Source organism: Kitasatospora sp. NPDC004669 (genome assembly GCF_040609455.1).
Lineage (GTDB): Bacteria > Actinomycetota > Actinomycetes > Streptomycetales > Streptomycetaceae > Kitasatospora.
In genome coordinates this window covers 1-17818 of sequence record NZ_JBEXKB010000016.1, presented here as the reverse complement: position 1 = coordinate 17818, position 17818 = coordinate 1, and the positions used below count along the sequence as shown (strand labels likewise).

Genomic DNA, 17818 nt, shown 5'->3' with positions numbered 1-17818 from the left:
CGTCCCCCGCCGTGCGAGGTCCCCGATGCGCCTGCGCCGCACCGCCGTTGCCCTGCTGCTCGCCGCCACCGCCGCCCTGACCGCCACCCCGGCCCCGGCCTCGGCCTCCGACCACGGCGGGCACCGGGACCACTTCCCCACCGGGACGGCCACCGCCCCCGACGGCCGCACCGCGCTCACCGACGCCCGGGGCCGGCGCCTCCAGCTGCGCGGCTTCAACCTCGACAAGTACGCCGAGGCCACCGAGGCCGATCTCAAGTCCCTTGCCGCCCAGGGCTTCACCCTGGTCCGGCTGCCGATCTCCTGGACCAGGCTGGAGCCCCGGCGCGGCCGGCTCGACCCCGCCGAACTGCACCGGCTGCAGCAACTCCTCGGGTGGGCCGACCGCCTGGGCCTGCTCGTCCTGGTCGACTTCCACCAGGACGTCTACGGACCGAAGTTCGGCGGCGCCACCTTCGGCATCCCGGTCTGGGCCACCCGCGACGACGGCCTGCCCTTCACCCCCGACCCGAACGACTGGTTCGCCGGCTACTTCCAACCCGCCGTCCAGGCCGCCTTCCGCCACCTCTACGACGACCCCGACCTGCGCGCCTGGCAGACCGACTTCTACAGCCGGCTCGCCCGCGAACTGCACGGCCACCGCTCACTGTTGGGCTACGACCTGTTCAACGAGCCGTTCGGCCCGGTGAACGGCGACCCGACCGACCCGGCCGTGCTCGCCGCCGCCTCCGCCGCCCTGGAACAGGGCCGACTCGCCGACATGTACCGCCGCCTGATCGCCGCCGTCCGCCGAGTCGACTCCCGTGCCTGGCTGTTCGTCGAACCGACCGTCCTGGTCGGCCAGGGCGTACCCACCCGGCTGCCCGGCTTCACCGACCCCCGCCCGGGCGCGCCCCGGCTCGGCTACGCCCCGCACTTCTACGACACCGCGGTGGAGAACGGCGCCGACTGGAACCCCGCCGACGGCTTCGTCGAGCAGTACACCGCCGCGATCACCGGCTACCCCACCGCGAACCGCCTGCCGGTCCTGGTCGGCGAGTGGGGCCCGCCCGACTCCCGCACCCCGGGCAACACCCTGCTGGTCCGCCGGCAGATCGCCGCGATGGACGGCTTCGCCGAGGGCTGGACCATGTGGTACTGGTGCCGCGGCACCGGCGGCTACTGCGCGCTCGACCCCGCCGGGCACCCCGCCCCCGGGGACGGGCCCGCCTTCGACCCGTACCCGGTGGCCGTCGCCGGCACGGACGTCCGCACCACCGGCACCACCGTCCGCTGGGCGTCCGACGGCACCGGGCGCGCCAGCGAACTCGTGCTGCCGCCCGCCGCCTTCCCGCACGGCGCCCGGGTCGCCGTCTCCCCCGCCGGCGCCCGGGTCGAGGTCGAGCAGCCCGCGGACGGACGCGCGGGAACGGTACGGATCCGGCTCCCGCACGCCCACCAGGGCACCCCGGTGACGGTCGAGCTCACAGCTCGGTGATCAGGCCAGCCCCCGGCGGGCCAGCAGCGGCCCGGTCTCCGGCGCCCGGCCGACCACCGCGCGGAAGGACTCCAGCGGGTCCCGGCTGAAGCCGCGCGCCAGCAGCTCGCGCCGGAACAGCTCGCCGCTCTCCCGCACCGACCGCCCGTTGGTCTCGAACCACTGCACGGTGTCCGCGTCCAGCACCTCCGACCAGATGTACGCGTAGTACCCGGCGCTGTAGCCGCTGGAGAAGATGTGCTGGAAGTAGGGCGTGCGGTAGCGCGGCGGGATCGCCGGGACCACGATCCCGGCCTCCGCCAGCGCCCGGGCCTCGAACTCCTCGGCGTCCGCGACCTCGTGGCCCTGCGGCAGGGTGTGCCAGGCCCAGTCCAGCAGCGTCGCCGCCAGGTACTCCACCGTCCGGAAGCCCTGACCGAAGCCCTCGGCCGCCGTCATCCGCTCGACCAGCTCGGCCGGCAGCGGCTCCCCGGTCTCGTGGTGGCGGGCGTAGTTGGCCAGCACCTCCGGGCGGACCATCCACATCTCGTTGACCTGCGAGGGGAACTCCACGAAGTCCCGCGGCACCGCCGTACCCGCGAACAGCGGGTAGGTGACGTCCGAGAACAGTCCGTGCAGCGCGTGCCCGAACTCGTGGAAGAGCGTGCGCAGCTCGTCCCAGCTGAGCAGCACCGGCTCACCGGGCGCCGGACGCGGGATGTTGAGGTTGTTCAGCACCACCGGCCGCTGCCCGGTCAGCCCGGACTGGCCGACCAGCTCGTCCATCCAGGCGCCACCGCGCTTGGACGCCCGGGCGTGGAAGTCGCCGATGAACAGGCCCAGCGACGCGCCGTCCTCCTCGAACACCTCGAAGACCCGGGCGTCCGGGTGGTGCGCCGTCAGCTCCGGCCGCTCGGTGAAGGTCAGCCCGTACGCGAGCTTCGCGGCGAAGAACACGCCGTCCTTCAGCACCCGCTCCAGCTCGAAGTACGGGCGCAGCGCCGCCGCGTCCACCCGGTAGGAGGTCTGCCGGACCTTCTCCGAGTAGTACGCCCAGTCGTGCGCGGCGATCTCCTCGATCCCGTCCGCGGCCGCCACCTTGGCCAGCTCGGCGGCCTCCCGGCGGGCATTGGCCACGGCCGGCTCCACCAGCCGGGCCAGCAGGCCGGAGACCGCCTCCACCGTCCCGGCCGTCTCGTCCGCCACCACGTACGCGGCGTGGCTCGGGTGCCCCAGCAGCGCGGCCCGCTCGGCGCGCAGCCCGGCCATCCGGATCGCCAACGGACCGTTGACCTCGACGCCGCGGGCCAGCGAGGCGGCCAGCAGCCGCTCGCGCACCGAACGGTCGCTGAGCTGGGCCAGTTCGGGCTGGTTGGAGGGGCTCTTCAGGCTCAGCACGTACTTGCCCTCGTGCCCGAGCACCCGGGCGTTCTCCGCGGCGCCGGCGATCGCGCCCTCGGACAGCCCGGCCAGCTCCTCGGCGGAGTCCACGACCAGCGCGGCGGCGCGGGTGGCGGCGTTCACGTTCTGCTGGAACGTGGTGCCCAGCGCGGCCAGTTCGGCGTTCAGCTCGCGCAGCCGGGCCTGTTCGGCCTCGCCCAGCCGGGCGCCCGAGCGGACGAAGGCGGTGTACCAGCGCTCCAGCAGCCGCAGTGACTCCGGGTCCAGCTCCAGGTCGGCCCGGGCCTCGTACAGCGCCTCGATCCGGGCGAACAGCCCCTGGTCCAGGTGGATCGCGTCGTGGTGGGCGGCGAGCAGCGGGCTCACCTTCGCCTCCACCTCGTCCAGCAGGTCGGTGGTGTCCGAGGAGGACTGGTTGCGGAACACCGCGTCCACCCGGCTCAGCAACTCGCCGGAGCGTTCCAGCGCCACCAGGGTGTTCTCGAAGGTCGGCAGCGCACGGGTGTCGGTGATCGCCTCGATCTCGGCCAGCTGCTCGGCCATCCCGCGCTCGTAGGCGGGCAGGTAGTGCTCCTGCCGGATCTCGGCGTAGGGCGGGAGTTGGTAGACCAGGGGGCTGGGCGTGAAGAACGGGTTCTCGGTCATTTCGCCGACCATACGCGGTGTCACCCCGCGTGCCCATACGCCCCCGACCCGGAACACAGGCCCCGGTTGTCGGACCCACCCGTTAACGTCGACACCGCGGACCTGCCGGTCCGCACGTCCGTGCCCCCACCCGCACGCCAGACCGCCCCTCGGAGAGGAGACGCCCCCGTGGCCCCCAGAACCGCCCTCGCGCCCGACCCGCACGGCCCCGGCGGCCGCCTCCAGCCGCTGGACGACGCCGGGGCGCCGCTCGGCCCGCCAGAGACCGTCCGCGACCTCGCCGCCGCCGTCGCCGCCCGGGAGGCCGCCGGGAGCGACCGTCTGCCGGGGCCGCGCTGGGTCTGGGCCGCCGCCGACTCCGGGTACGCCCCGCTGCTGCCCCGGCTGCCCGACCGGCTCGCCCGCTGCCACGACCTGCGGCTGGTCGAGGCCCTGCTGCTGGGCCACGAGGGCCGCGTCGGCGCGCCGCGCTCGCTCGGCGCCGCCTGGTCCCGGCTACGCGGCCTGCCCGTCCCGGACGACCTGCCCGAGCCGGGCCTGGCCGACGCCGACGACGGGCAGGACACCCTGTTCGCCCCCGACCGGCTGCAACTGCCGCCCGGCGCCGACCCCTTGGCCGCCGTGGTCGCCGTCCACGCCGAGCAGCAGCGCCGGATCGCCGCCATCGCCGACCCGGCCGCCCGACAGCGGTTCCGACTGCTGGTCGCCGCCGAGTCGGCCGGCGCACTGGCGGCCGCCGAGATGGCCCACGACGGCCTGCCCTGGCGCGCCGACGTCCACGACCACCTGCTGACCGAGCTGCTCGGCCCGCGCCCGACCGTCCCCGGCACCCAGCCCCGGCGGCTCGCCGAACTCGCCGTCGAACTCCAACAGGCCCTCGGCGCCAAGCCCTTCAACCCCGACTCGCACACCCAGGTGCTGCGCGCCTTCGCCGAGGCCGGCATCCAGCTCGGCTCCACCCGCTCCTGGGAGCTCAGGCGCATCGACCACCCGGCCGCCCAGCTGCTGATCCGTTACAAGGAGCTGTCCCGGATCCACGTCGCCCACGGCTGGGCCTGGCAGGACGCCTGGGCCCGCGGCGGCCGCTTCCGGCCCGAGTACGTGGTCGGCGGCGTGGTCTCCGGCCGCTGGGCCAGCCGTGGCGGCGGCGCCCTGCAGATCCCGCGCATCCTGCGCCGCGCCGTGGTCGCCGACCCGGGCTGGCTGCTGGTGGTCGCCGACGCCGCCCAGCTGGAGCCTCGGGTGCTCGCCGCGCTCTCCCAGGACGCCGGACTGGCCCGCACCGCGGCCGGCGGCGACCTCTACGAGGCTCTCGCCGCCAGCGCCTTCCAAGGCGACCGGGACAAGGCCAAGCTCGGCCTGCTCGGCGCCATGTACGGGCAGACCAGCGGCGACATCGGCCCGCTGCTGAACACCCTGCGCCGCCGCTACCCCGCCGCGATGGGCTACGTCGAGGCCGCCGCCCGCACCGGGGAGGACGGCGGCGTGGTCACCTCCCGGCTCGGCCGGGTCTGCCCGCCCGCCTCCGCCGACTTCCTCGACCTCACCGAGGCCGACACCGCCGGCGAGGCGGGCGGCCGCACCGCCCGCGCCCGCGGCCGGTTCACCCGCAACTTCGTCATCCAGGCCAGCGCCGCCGACTGGGCGCTCGCCCTGCTCGCCGCGCTTCGCCGACGGCTGGGCGAACTGCCGGTGGCCGACCCGGCGGACCGCCCGCACCTGGTGTTCTTCCAGCACGACGAGGTGATCGTGCACACCCCGGCCAACCTGGCCGACGGGGTGGCCGCCGCCGTCACCGAGGCCGCCGACGAGGCCCGGCGGCTGGTGTTCGGCGACACCCCGGTGCGGTTCCCGCTCAGCACGGCGGTGGTGGACTGCTACGCGGACGCCAAGTAGCCACTGCGGCTTCCGGGCTCAGATCTTCCGGAACGTGCGCGCGTCCTCGGCCGCCGCGACCACCTCGGCCAGCCCCGCCCCGGTCGAGGCGGTGACGGCGGCCGCCACCGCGCCCTCCACGAACGGCGCGTCCACCAGCTTCACGCCGGGGCGCGGCTCGTCCTCCAGCACGGTCACGGCGGTGAGCACCGAACTGCCGAGGTCCGGCAGCACGACCACGCCGGCCCCGCCGTCCGCCTCCGCGATCGCCCCGGCGATCAGCTCGTAGCTGGTACCGAGCCCGCCGTCCTCCGTCCCGGCCGCGACCACCACCCGCACGCCGTCCGGGGCGAGCTCGCCGAGCAGCTCGCGCAGCCCGTCGGCCAGCTTGGCGCTGTGCGAAACCAGAACAATGCCCACGTGTTCGCTCATGTCTGCGACCCTACGGCCCCATCCCGCTGCTCCGGGAGAGTGACCGAATCGCGCGTGTCGCACCCCGTGCCCGGCACCCCCGTCTGGCGTAGCGTCGGGTCCACCAGCGTCCGCAGCCGTAGCGGCCCCACCCAGGTCACCCAGGTCACCCAAGGGAGCGAAGAGCGTTGAAGAAGCTGATCAACACCCCGGAGAGCGTCCTGGAGGACGCGCTGGCCGGAGTCGCCGCCGCCCACCCCGAGCTGACGGTGGACGTCCCCAACCGGGTGATCACCCGGGCCGCCCGCCCGGCCGGCCCCAAGGTCGCGCTGATCTCCGGCGGCGGATCCGGCCACGAGCCGTTGCACGGCGGCTTCGTCGGCCCCGGCATGCTCGACGCCGCCTGCCCCGGCGAGGTGTTCACCTCGCCCGTCCCGGACCAGATGCTGGCCGCCGCCAAGGCGGTGGAGAACGGCGCCGGGGTGGTCTTCGTCGTGAAGAACTACACCGGCGACGTGATGAACTTCGAGCTCGCCGCCGAACTCGCCGCCGAGGAGGGCCTGGAGGTCCGCACCGTCCTGGTCAACGACGACGTCGCGGTCGAGGACTCCACCTGGACGGCCGGCCGCCGGGGCACCGGCGCGACCGTCCTGGTCGAGAAGACCGCCGGCGCACTGGCCGAGCGCGGCGCCACCCTCGACGAGGTGGCCGCCCTGGGCGAGCGGGTCAACGCCGCCTCCCGCTCCTTCGCGATCGCGCTCACCGCCGCCACCGTCCCGGCCGCCGGCAAGCCCGGCTTCGACCTCCCCGAGGACGAGATCGAGGTCGGCGTGGGCATCCACGGCGAGCCCGGCCGCCGCCGCGAGAAGCTCCGCCCGGCCCGCGAACTGGCCGCCGAGGTGGTCGAGACCATCCTCGCCGACCACCACCTGACACCGGGCGACAAGGTGATCGCCCTGCTGAACGGCCTCGGCGCGACACCGCTGCTGGAGCTGTACGTGGTCTACGGCGAGGTCGCCGCCCGGCTCGCCGAACACGGCATCACGGTGGCCCGCAGCCTGGTCGGCAACTACGTCACCAGCCTGGACATGGCGGGTTTCTCACTCACCCTCACCAAGGCCGACGCCCAGCTGCTGGAACTCTGGGACGCCCCGGTCGACACCCCCGCCCTCAAGCGGTCCTGAGTCGTTCGAAGGAGACCCGATGGACTTCGACACCCCGCTGTTCGATTTCTCCCTGGCTGAGGCCTGGATCCGCGCGATCGCCGCGGCCGTCGAGAAGGAGCAGGCCCGGCTCACCGAACTCGACTCCGCGATCGGCGACGGCGACCACGGCAGCAACCTCCAGCGCGGCTTCACCGCCGCCCTGACCGCCCTGGACGACCTCCAGCCGGCCGGCCCCGGCGCCGTCCTGACCAAGACCGGCACCACCCTCATCTCCAAGGTCGGCGGCGCCTCCGGCCCGCTCTACGGCAAGGCCTTCCGCGCCGTCGGCGCCGCTCTGCCCGAGCCCGCCGACCCGGCCACCGTCGCCGAGGCCCTGTCCGCCGGCCTGGACGCGATCCGCACCCTCGGCAAGGCCCGGCCCGGCGACAAGACCATCGTCGACGCCTGGACCCCGGCCGTCGCCGCCTTCCGCCACGCGGCCGCCACCGGCGCCGCCCTCCCCGAAGCGGCGGCGGCCGCCGCCGAGGCCGCCGACCAGGGCGCCCGCGACACCGTCCCGCTCCAGGCCCGCAAGGGCCGCGCCTCCTACCTCGGCGAACGCAGCATCGGCCACCAGGACCCGGGCGCCACCTCCACCGCCCTCCTCTTCCGCACCCTCGCCGACGTCACCGCCGGCTGAGTCCCGCCGCCGCCCCCTCCCCCTGTTCCCCCCTCGTGCGGTTCCCCGGGCCCCGGAAGGAGCGCGGGAACCGCACGAGGCGGAAGCCTCCCGAGCCGCGCCGAGCCATCCCACGGCCCCTGCCCCCAGGCCCGTCAATCCGTCCGTGTGATCAGCGACAACAGCGCGGCATCCCGCAGATCCCCACCCGTGTGCACCGGCAGATCCGCGTACACCCGCCCCACCGCCGCCTCCGGGTCCCCCGCCGAGGCCGCGCGGCGCCCCGTACCAGCGGCCCGACCCGCTCCGCCGGCGGATGGAACTCCCAGCTCCTGCGGTGCCACGCCTCGATCACCCCGTCCGCGCAGAGCACCGGCACGTCCTCCGCCCCGAACGGCTGCCCCCGGGTGCGGCGGCAGTCCGGCGGCGGTGGGTACCGAGGGCGAGTGGGCGCGGCGGATCGGAAAAACATATCGAACATAAGGGACGATCACGGCACCGAACCGTCCCGCCCCGCCCCGCCGGAGGCGCGTTCCCGGCCCGGGCGGCCACCGGCCTCCGGCCTCCGACGCGAGCCCACCACACCGATCCCGGCCCGGCACCCCTCCTCCCCGGCCCGACCACCCCCGTCACCTACGATGCGATCCACCTCACCCGCCCCCTCGGGAAATACCCCTGAGGGGTATGGTGTTGCCAGAGACGGAAACCGCACCGCGCGAGAACCCGCACCGACCCTCCGGAGGCCCCGATGTCCAGCACCATCACCTACACCGTGTCCGGCATGAGCTGCGGCCACTGCGAGAAGGCGATCAGCGAGGAGATCTCCGCGCTGACCGGTGTCACCGAGGTCGCCGCCGACGCCCAGGCCGGTACCGTGACGGTCTCCTCCGCCGCCCCGTTGGACGAGGAGCAGGTCCGCGCCGCCATCGACGAGGCCGGCTACGAACTGGTCGGCCACAGCGCCTGAGCCGCCACGGTACGGCGGGGCCCGGCACAGCGACCCCGCCGTACGCCCCCACCAAGGAGCTGATCCGCAATGAGCACGTCCGCCCCGGATATCGGGGCCCGGGACCGGGTCGAGCTGTCGATCGGCGGGATGACCTGCGCCTCCTGCGCGGCCCGGATCGAGAAGAAGCTCAACCGGATGGACGGCGTCGAGGCCACCGTCAACTTCGCCACCGAGAAGGCCCGGGTCGACTTCGACCCCGGCGTCTCGGTCGAGGACCTGATCGCCACCGTGGAGCGGACCGGCTACACCGCCGAGCTCCCGCCGCCCCCGGCCCCGGCCGCCCCCGAGCCGGCCGGCGCCACCGCCGCCCCCGAGCAGCCCGCCGCCGACCCCCTGCGCGACCGGCTGCTGATCGGCACCGTGCTCAGCGTCCCGGTGGTCCTGCTGTCGATGGTCCCCGCCCTGCAGTTCACCAACTGGCAGTGGCTGGCCTTCGCGCTCACCGGCCCGGTCGTGGTCCACGGCGGCCTGCCCTTCCACCGCGCCGCCTGGACCAACCTCAGGCACGGCGCCGCGACCATGGACACCCTGGTCTCGCTCGGCACCCTGGCCGCCTTCGGCTGGTCCTTCTGGGCGCTGTTCTGGGGCCACGCCGGCATGCCGGGGATGCGCCACGACTTCTCGTTCCCGATCGCCGACACCGACGCCTCCTCCACCCTCTACCTGGAGACCGCGGCCGCCGTCACAGTGCTGATCCTGCTCGGCCGCTACCTGGAGGCCCGCTCCAAGCGCCGGGCCGGCGCCGCCCTGCACGCCCTGCTCGACCTCGGCGCCAAGGACGTCGCCGTCCTCCAGGAGGAGCGCGAAATCCGGATGCCGGTGGACCGGTTGGCGGTCGGCATGCGCTTCGTGGTGCGCCCCGGCGAGAAGATCGCCACCGACGGCGTCGTGGTCGAGGGCGGCTCCGCCGTGGACGCCTCGATGCTCACCGGCGAGTCCGTCCCGGTCGAGGTCGCCGTCGGTGACACCGTCACCGGCGCCACCGTCAACGCGGGCGGCCGCCTGGTGGTCGAGGCCACCCGGGTCGGCGCGGACACCCAGCTGGCCCGGATGGCCAAGCTGGTCGAGGAGGCCCAGAACGGCAAGGCCGCCGCCCAGCGCCTGGCCGACCGGATCTCCGCCGTCTTCGTCCCGGTGGTCATCCTGATCGCGCTCGCCACCCTGGTCGGCCGGCTGCTGGCCACCAGCAACCCCACCGCGGCGTTCACCGCCGCCGTGGCCGTGCTGATCATCGCCTGCCCGTGCGCCCTGGGCCTGGCCACCCCGACCGCACTGCTGGTCGGCACCGGCCGCGGCGCCCAGCTCGGCATCCTGATCAAGGGCCCCGAGGTGCTGGAGACCACCCGACGGGTCGACACCGTCGTACTGGACAAGACCGGCACCGTCACCACCGGCCGGATGGCCCTGGTCGCCGTACACACCGTGGACGGCGTCACCGAGACCGAGGCGCTGCGCCTGGCCGGGGCCGTGGAGCGCGCCTCCGAACACCCGATCGCCCGCGCCGTCGCCGATGCCGCCGCCGAGCGCACCGGCGGACTGCCGCCCGTCGAGGGCTTCCGCAACGTGCCCGGGCGGGGCGTGGAGGGTGTCGTGGACGGCCGCACCGTGCTGGCCGGGCACGAGGCCCTGCTGGCCGACCGCGCGCAGCACCTGACGCCCGTCCTGGCCCGCGCCAAGGCCGGGGCCGAGGCGGCCGGCCGCACCGCGATCGCGGTCGGCTGGGACGGTGAGGCACGGGCGGTGCTGGAGGTGGCGGACGCGGTCAAGCCGACCAGCGCCGAGGCGATCGCCCGGCTGCGGGCGCTCGGCCTGCGCCCGGTCCTGCTGACCGGCGACAACCGGGCGGTGGCCGAGGCGGTGGCCGCCGAGGTCGGCATCGACCCGCGGGACGTGATCGCCGAGGTGCTCCCCGCGGACAAGGTGGACACCGTCAAGCGGCTGCAGGCCGAGGGCAAGGTCGTGGCGATGGTCGGCGACGGCGTCAACGACGCGGCCGCGCTCGCCCAGGCCGACCTCGGCCTGGCGATGGGCACCGGCACCGACGCCGCCATCGAGGCGGGCGACCTGACCCTGGTCCGCGGCGACCTGCTGGCCGCGGCGGACGCCATCCGGCTCTCCCGCCGCACCCTCGGCACCATCAGGGGCAACCTGTTCTGGGCGTTCGGCTACAACGTGGCGGCGATCCCGCTGGCCGCCGCCGGACTGCTCAACCCGATGATCGCCGGGGCCGCGATGGCCTTCTCCTCGGTCTTCGTGGTCAGCAACAGCCTCCGGCTGCGCCGTTTCCAGCCCGCCTGAGACCGGGCAGCGCGAGAGGCCCGGACCGGCACCGGTCCGGGCCCCTGCTCACGCGCCCGCCTCGCTCCGCTCGGCAGGGGCATTCGCCCACGCGCACCTCTCGACGGCGCCCTCGCTTCGCTCACTCACACGCCCGCGCACCTCTCGACGGTTCGCTCACCGCGTTCACTCACGCCTCAGCGCCCCAGCAGCTCGCCGCCGTTGCAGTGCAGGATCTCGCCGGTGATGAACCCGGCCTCCGGGGAGGCGAGGAAGTGCACCGCCGCCGCGACCTCACCGGTCTCGCCGATCCGGCCGAGCAGTGTGCGCGCCGCCCGGCGGGCCACCTCGGCCTCGTCCAGCCGCGGTCCGAAGAACTCGGTGCCGCTGACCGTCCCCGGCGCGACGATGTTGGCGGTGATCCCCGAGGTCCCCAACTGGGCCGCCAGGAAGTGGTTCCAGGCGTGCAGCGAGGCCTTCGCGGCGCCGTACGAACCGGCCCCGCGCAGGGCGGCGATGGAGCTGATGGTGACCACCCGGCCGGAGCCGGGGGCGAGCCGGTCCCGGATCGACTCGGTCAGCAGCACCACGGTCAGCACATTGCGCTCGAAGTCGCCGCGCCAACGGGCCAGCAGGGCGTGCGGCCCACCGCCGACCACGGTCTCCCGGCTGCCGGCGTTGTTCACCAGCACGTCGATCCGCTCGGGCAGGTCGTGGAGCGCGGCCTCCACCGCGTCCGGGTCGGCGAGGTCGCACACCAGCGGGGTGACGTTCGGTCCGAGGTCGGCCGCGGCCTTCTCCAGGACCTCACGGCGCCGACCGACGATCACCACGTGCTCGCCCGCCTCGGCGAACCGCCGCGCGACTTCGTACCCGATTCCCGTGCCACCACCGGTGACGACGACGTTCCTGGCCATCTGCGCACTCCCTCCCCAGTTCCGCCACCGCGCTGCAAGGGTGCGCGACGGTCCGTACCGGAATGCCACGATTCCTATCACGCTCGGTTGCCGTGACTGCGGGGAGGGTGACGTCGGGCGCGAGGGAAGGTGTGATATGAGCGCGGAACGGCGCGCCTACGGAGCGTGGCGAGAGGCAGCTCACACCTCCCGGGCGTAACTTCTCGCACCCTGATACGTCTTAGGTTGGTAGTGCGGCAGTTTTTCCGATGGGCCGGGGCGTGATCAACGGCAACGCGTCCCTCATCCAGCGGCTGTCGCCGACGGGGCTCCGGCGGGCCCCGGGAACGGTCGTCGGTCTCGACGGCCTTCGCGCACGGCGCCGGGGTTGCGGCGGGTCAGGGACGCTTTGAGCGGCCGTCCCCGACTGCGGCCGGCCCCGGAGTCGTGCGCTGTACGGTTCCGTCCCCGCGCGGGCCTTCCGGGTCCGGGGCGCGGGGACGGCGAAGGGGCCCGGCCGCTCAGCAGCGGCCGGGCCCCTCTCCGTCTCACCCGCGGCGCGTCAGCGCTGGTCGAGCTCGACGTAGTCGCGGATCGCGGTGCCGGTGTAGATCTGACGCGGACGGCCGATGCGGCTGGTCGGGTCGTTGATCATCTCGTGCCAGTGGGCGATCCAGCCCGGCAGCCGGCCGAGGGCGAACAGCACGGTGAACATACTGGTCGGGAAGCCCATGGCGCGGTAGATCAGGCCGGTGTAGAAGTCCACGTTCGGGTACAGCTTGCGCGAGATGAAGAAGTCGTCCTTGAGGGCGTGCTCCTCCAGCTTGAGCGCGATCTCCAGCAGCTCGTCGCTCTTGCCGAGCTGGCCGAGGACCTCGTGCGCGAGCAGCTTGACCTGGGCGGCGCGCGGGTCGAAGGCCTTGTAGACCCGGTGACCGAAGCCCATCAGCTTGACGCCGGCTTCCTTGTTCTTCACCTTCGTGATGAAGGCGTCGACGTCGCCGCCGTCCTTCTGGATGCTCTCCAGCATCTCCAGCACGGCCTGGTTGGCGCCGCCGTGCAGCGGGCCCCACAGGGCCGAGATACCGGCCGAGATCGAGGCGAACAGGTTGGCGTGGCTGGAGCCGACCAGACGCACGGTGGAGGTCGAGCAGTTCTGCTCGTGGTCCGCGTGCAGGATGAGCAGCTTGTCCAGCGCGTTGACGACGACCGGGTTGAGCTCGTAGTCCTCGGCGGGGACCGCGAAGGTCATCCGCAGGAGGTTCTCGACGTAGCTCAGGTCGTTGCGCGGGTAGACGAAGGGCTGGCCCATCGCCTTCTTGTACGCGTACGCGGCGATCGTCGGCAGCTTGGCCAGCAGGCGGACGGTCGACAGGTGGCGCTGGGCCGCGTCGAAGGGGTTGTGGCTCTCCGGGTAGAACGTGGAGAGCGCGCCGACCACCGAGGACAGCATGGCCATCGGGTGGGCGTCCCGCGGGAAGCCCTGGAAGAAGCGCTTGACGTCCTCGTGCAGCAGCGTGTGCTGGGTGATCTCGCGGTTGAAGACCGCCAGCTGGTCCGCGGTGGGCAGCTCGCCGTTGATCAGGAGGTACGCGGTCTCGATGAAGCCGCCCTGCGCTGCGAGCTGCTCGATCGGGTAGCCGCGGTACCGAAGGATGCCGTTGTCGCCGTCCACGAAGGTGATCGCGGACTTGTACGCAGCGGTGTTACCGAAGCCGTTGTCCAGGGTGACCAGGCCGGTCTGCGGGAGCAGCTTCGAGATGTCGAAGCCGGAGTTGCCCGCAGTGCTCTCGACGACGGGGTACTCGTACTCGCCGTCCTGGTACCGCAGTACTACCGAGTTGTCGCTCACGTCTTCCTCACCGACGAAATGAATCCTCTTCCAAGGTGCCCTGACTGTCTCCACGATCCCCCATCCGGAGGACAGTCGCGCACCCGGGGTGGCCCGGAAGGGCCCGCCCCTACAAAACCTGCCGCCGCAGCCGGTACGAACCGGACAAGATCGGCACCACCCTAGGCTCTGCCGTAAATCTCTTCACGTCAAGAGAACCTTAGAGGCAACCATCCTGCTGGATAATCATCCAGAAGCAAGCCGATGATCGAGCGCGGCATGCCGCCGACCTGCGCTGACGGCCCGTACGGCCTGCGCGATCGCCTTCCGTGACCCGACCAGCACCACGAGTTTTCTAGCCCTGGTCACCGCGGTGTAGAGCAGATTTCGCTGGAGCATCGTCCAAGCGGACATAGTGACCGGAATCACCACCACCGGATACTCGCTACCCTGCGAGCGGTGGATCGTCACCGCGTACGCGTGGGCCAGCTCGTCCAGTTCGTCGAAGTCGTACGCCACCTCCTCGTCCTCGTCGGTGACGACCGTCAGCCGCTGGTCGTCCGCACTGAGGGCGGTCACCACTCCCACTGTGCCGTTGAAGACACCGTTCCGCCCCTTGTCATAGTTGTTGCGGATCTGGGTGACCTTGTCCCCCACCCGGAACGTCCGCCCGCCGAAGCGCCGCTCCGCCAGCCCCTCCCGGGCCGGCGTCACCGCCGCCTGCAGCAGCGTGTTCAGGTTCCCCGCCCCGGCCGGGCCCCGGTGCATCGGCGCCAGCACCTGGACGTCCCGGCGCGGGTCGAAGCCGAACTTCTGCGGGATCCGGCGCGCCACGACGTCCACCGTCAGCCCGGCCGCCCGCTCCGCGTCGTCCTCCACGAACAGGAAGAAGTCCGCCAGACCTTCCGTCAGGGGCGGCTTCCCCTCGTTGATCCGGTGCGCGTTGCTCACCACGCCCGACTGCTGCGCCTGCCGGAAGATCCTGGTCAGCCGCACCGACGGGACCGGCCCGTCCTCGGCCAGCAGGTCCCGCAGCACCTCCCCGGCGCCCACCGAGGGCAGCTGGTCCACGTCCCCCACGAACAGCAGGTGAGCGCCCATCGGCACCGCCTTGACCAGCTTGTTCGCCAGGATCAGGTCCAGCATCGAGGCCTCGTCCACCACCACCAGGTCGGCGTCCAGCGGCCGGTCCCGGTCGTACGCGGCGTCCCCGCCCGGCTTCAGCTCCAGCAGCCGGTGCACCGTCGAGGCCTCCACCCCGGTCAGCTCCGACAGCCGCTTCGCCGCCCGCCCGGTCGGCGCCGCCAGCACCACCTTCGCCCGCTTGGCCAGCGCCAGCGTCACGATCGACTTCACCGTGAACGACTTGCCGCAACCCGGACCACCCGTCAGCACCGCGACCTTCTGCGTCAGCGCCAACCGCACCGACTGCTCCTGCTCCGGCGCCAGCTCCGCCCCCGTTCGCTTCGCCAGCCACTCCAGCGCCACCGGCCAGTCGACGCGTCCGAACCACGGCATCCGGTCCGAGTCCGAACGCAGCAGCCGCAGCAGCTGATTGGCCAGCGAGATCTCCGCCCGGTGGAACGGCACCAGGTAGACGGCGGTGATCGGCTCACCCGCGTCGCCCGGCACCGTCTCGCGCACCACCCCCTCGGCCGCGACCAGCTCGGCCAGGCAGTCGATCACCAGCCCCACGTCCACCTGCAGCAGCTTCACGCCGTCCGCGATCAGCCGCTCCTCCGGCAGGTAGCAGTGCCCCTGGTCGCTGCTCTGCGACAGCGCGTACTGCAGCCCCGCCTTCACCCGCTCCGGGCTGTCGTGCGGAATGCCCACCGCCTGGGCGATCCGGTCCGCCGTCAGGAAGCCGATGCCCCAGACGTCCGCCGCCAGCTTGTACGGCTCGTTCTTCACCACCCCGATCGAGGCGTCGCCGTACTGCTTGTAGATCCGCACCGCCAGTGAGGTCGACACCCCGACCCCCTGCAGGAAGACCATCACCTCCTTGATGGCCTTCTGTTCCTCCCAGGCCGCCGCGATCTTCTTGGTCCGCTTCGGCCCCAGCCCCGGCACCTCGATCAGCCGGCCCGGCTCGTTCTCGATCACCTCCAGGGTGTCCGCCCCGAAGCGCTCCACGATCCGCTCGGCGAACCGCGGCCCGATGCCCTTGATCAACCCCGAGCCCAGGTAGCGCTGGATGCCCTGCACGGTGGCCGGCAGCACCGTCGTGTAGTTCTCCACCATGAACTGCCGCCCGTACTGCGGGTGCGAGCCCCACCGCCCGTGCAGCCGCAGCGACTCCCCGACCTGCGCCCCCAGCAGCGCGCCCACCACGGTCAGCAGGTCGTTCCCGCCCCGGCCGGTGTCCACCCGGGCCACGGTGTAGCCGGTCTCCTCATTGGAGTAGGTGATCCGCTCCAGCACGCCCTCGACCTGCGCCAACTGGCGCGGCACCTGCTGCGTCTGCTGCCCCGACTGCGGCTGCTTGCCCACCGGAGCCCCCTCTTCGACCGGTACGGGTGGACCCTTCCGTTACGCACCGTACCGCTCCTCGCCGACAACCCCGGAACCCGGGAAAGTCCCGGGAACCCGGCGGCAGCCCGCCGTGCACCGCCCCCTCCGGGGTGCCAGGCTGGAAAGTCCAGGGGGTCTCGACCGCGCCCGCGCCCGCACGGGCCCCGTCCGAGGAGCAGTGCCGCCATGCTCAACACCGACTACCACCCCGGCTCCCCGGACTGGCTCGACCTGAGCAGCCCCGACACCCGGGCCTCCGTCGACTTCTACACCGCCCTGTTCGGCTGGTCCTTCGACTCGGCCGGCCCCGAGGCCGGCGGCTACGGCTTCTTCCAACTCGACGGCCGCACGGTCGCCGCCCTCGGCCCGCTCGTCGAGGAGGGCTCCCTGCCCGGCTGGACCCTCTACTTCGCCACCCCCGACGCCGACGGCACCACCGAACTCGTCGAACAGGCCGGCGGCCGCGTCCGGTTCGCCCCCTTCGACGTCTTCACGGCAGGCCGGATGGCCGGCTACACCGACCCGACCGGCGCCGACTTCGCGGTCTGGCAGCCGCACGACACCCGCGGCCTGGACCTCGTCAACGACGAGGGCAGCCTCTGCTGGGCCGAGTGCTACAGCATCGACGCCGAGTGTGCGAAGGCCTTCTACCGAGCGGTCTTCGGCTGGCAGGAACAGGACGTCCCGTTCGGCGAGGCGCTCTACACCGTCCTCACCCCGGCCGGCGGCGGCACCGAGGACGCCCACGGCGGCATCATGCAGCTCGGCCCCGAACAGACCGCCCGCGGCACCGGCTCGCACTGGCTCCCCTACTTCGAGGTCCCCAACGTCGACGCCAGCCTCGCCATCGCCGAAACGCTCGGCGCGAAGGTGCGGATCCCCGCGACGGACGTGCACGGCGTCGGCCGGCTCGCCCAGCTGCTCGACCCGCACGGAGCCGTCTTCGCCGTCATCACGAGCGCCAAGCCCGGGGAGTGACTCCGCATTACCGCGCATTACCCCTCAGAAGGGCCGTGAAGGGGTGCTACGGGCGTAGATAGGGCGGGTGCGGGAAGCCAGGGCGCTCTAGTCTCTGATCATGACTGAAACGGCTGTTCTGACGATTCGACGGGCCGACGAGGCCGATCTGCCGGCGGTCGTGGCCATGCTCGCCGACGACCCGCTGGGCGCCACCCGCGAGAGCCCCGACGACCTCACCCCGTACCGCACCGCCTTCGCCCGCATCGACGGCGACCCGCACCAGCACCTGGTGGTGGCCGAACGCGCCGGCCGCGTCGTCGGCACCCTGCAGCTCACGGTGGTCCCGGGCCTCTCCCGGACGGGCTCCACCCGCACGATCATCGAGGCCGTCCGCATCCACGCCGACGAACGCGGCAGCGGACTCGGCACCGAGCTGATCGAGTGGGCCGTCGAGCGCTCCCGCGAACTGGGTGCCGACCTCGTCCAGCTCACGTCGGACGCGACGCGCACGGATGCGCACCGCTTCTACGAGCGACTCGGTTTCGTGGCCTCGCACGTCGGATTCAAGCTCAAGCTCTGAAAATGCGAAAAGGCCCACCCGGTAAGCCGGGTGGGCCTTTTCTGAAGAATTGTTCGGCGGCGTCCTACTCTCCCACAGGGTCCCCCCTGCAGTACCATCGGCGCTGTGAGGCTTAGCTTCCGGGTTCGGAATGTAACCGGGC

At 73.0% G+C, this 17818-nt stretch carries 13 protein-coding genes and 1 rRNA gene; 8 read left to right on the top strand and 6 right to left on the bottom strand.

Features of this window, described 5'->3' with window-relative positions:
* Positions 1-25: 25 nt before the first annotated feature.
* The gene (locus ABZW30_RS15970; protein WP_355671693.1) at positions 26-1477 is read left to right on the top strand and encodes a cellulase family glycosylhydrolase; all 1452 of its coding nucleotides are present in this window, start codon (positions 26-28) and stop codon (positions 1475-1477) included.
* Here the strand turns inward: ABZW30_RS15970 and ABZW30_RS15965 are convergent, their stop codons facing one another.
* Positions 1478-3502 carry a M3 family metallopeptidase gene (locus tag ABZW30_RS15965; RefSeq protein ID WP_355671692.1) on the bottom strand — a complete coding sequence of 675 codons (2025 nt, stop codon included), beginning with the start codon at positions 3500-3502 and terminating at the stop codon, positions 1478-1480.
* A 168-nt stretch (positions 3503-3670) separates the two neighbouring features.
* On the opposite strand from ABZW30_RS15965, the gene ABZW30_RS15960 reads away from it, so the two are divergent.
* Positions 3671-5398, top strand: a complete 1728-nt coding sequence (locus ABZW30_RS15960; protein ID WP_355671691.1) for a bifunctional 3'-5' exonuclease/DNA polymerase — start codon at positions 3671-3673, stop codon at positions 5396-5398.
* Between the two features lie 18 nt (positions 5399-5416).
* On the opposite strand, the gene dhaM is transcribed toward ABZW30_RS15960, so the two are convergent.
* Positions 5417-5809 carry a dihydroxyacetone kinase phosphoryl donor subunit DhaM gene (gene dhaM / locus ABZW30_RS15955; RefSeq protein ID WP_355671690.1) on the bottom strand — a complete coding sequence of 131 codons (393 nt, stop codon included), beginning with the start codon at positions 5807-5809 and terminating at the stop codon, positions 5417-5419.
* A 167-nt stretch (positions 5810-5976) separates the two neighbouring features.
* On the opposite strand from dhaM, the gene dhaK reads away from it, so the two are divergent.
* The 4 genes from dhaK (at position 5977) to ABZW30_RS15935 (ending at position 10919) form a co-directional block, all read left to right on the top strand.
* Positions 5977-6972, top strand: coding sequence for a dihydroxyacetone kinase subunit DhaK (dhaK, locus tag ABZW30_RS15950; RefSeq protein WP_355671689.1), 996 nt, complete (start codon positions 5977-5979; stop codon positions 6970-6972).
* 19 nt (positions 6973-6991) lie between these two features.
* Entirely contained in the window at positions 6992-7633 is a 642-nt protein-coding gene (gene dhaL, locus ABZW30_RS15945; protein ID WP_355671688.1) for a dihydroxyacetone kinase subunit DhaL, read from the top strand.
* Between the two features lie 727 nt (positions 7634-8360).
* Complete coding sequence (locus ABZW30_RS15940; protein WP_355671687.1) at positions 8361-8579, top strand: cation transporter; 219 nt, start codon at positions 8361-8363, stop codon at positions 8577-8579.
* Between the two features lie 69 nt (positions 8580-8648).
* Positions 8649-10919 carry a heavy metal translocating P-type ATPase gene (locus ABZW30_RS15935; protein ID WP_355671686.1) on the top strand — a complete coding sequence of 757 codons (2271 nt, stop codon included), beginning with the start codon at positions 8649-8651 and terminating at the stop codon, positions 10917-10919.
* 176 nt (positions 10920-11095) lie between these two features.
* On the opposite strand, the gene ABZW30_RS15930 is transcribed toward ABZW30_RS15935, so the two are convergent.
* The 3 genes from ABZW30_RS15930 to ABZW30_RS15920 all read right to left on the bottom strand — a co-directional run bounded on the left by ABZW30_RS15930 (position 11096) and on the right by ABZW30_RS15920 (position 16115).
* A complete protein-coding gene (locus ABZW30_RS15930; RefSeq protein WP_355671685.1) occupies positions 11096-11815 on the bottom strand; it encodes an SDR family oxidoreductase in 720 nt (239 codons plus the stop codon).
* A gap of 541 nt (positions 11816-12356) precedes the next feature.
* Complete coding sequence (locus ABZW30_RS15925) at positions 12357-13646, bottom strand: citrate synthase (protein ID WP_355671684.1); 1290 nt, start codon at positions 13644-13646, stop codon at positions 12357-12359.
* Between the two features lie 225 nt (positions 13647-13871).
* Entirely contained in the window at positions 13872-16115 is a 2244-nt protein-coding gene (locus tag ABZW30_RS15920) for an ATP-dependent RecD-like DNA helicase (protein WP_355671683.1), read from the bottom strand.
* A 207-nt stretch (positions 16116-16322) separates the two neighbouring features.
* Here ABZW30_RS15920 and ABZW30_RS15915 point away from each other — a divergent pair, with 207 nt between their 5' ends.
* Positions 16323-17114, top strand: coding sequence for a VOC family protein (locus tag ABZW30_RS15915; RefSeq protein WP_355671682.1), 792 nt, complete (start codon positions 16323-16325; stop codon positions 17112-17114).
* A 100-nt stretch (positions 17115-17214) separates the two neighbouring features.
* Entirely contained in the window at positions 17215-17676 is a 462-nt protein-coding gene (locus tag ABZW30_RS15910) for a GNAT family N-acetyltransferase (protein ID WP_355671681.1), read from the top strand.
* Between the two features lie 51 nt (positions 17677-17727).
* Here ABZW30_RS15910 and rrf read toward each other — a convergent pair.
* A 5S ribosomal RNA gene (gene rrf, locus ABZW30_RS15905) occupies positions 17728-17818 on the bottom strand; the annotation flags it as partial.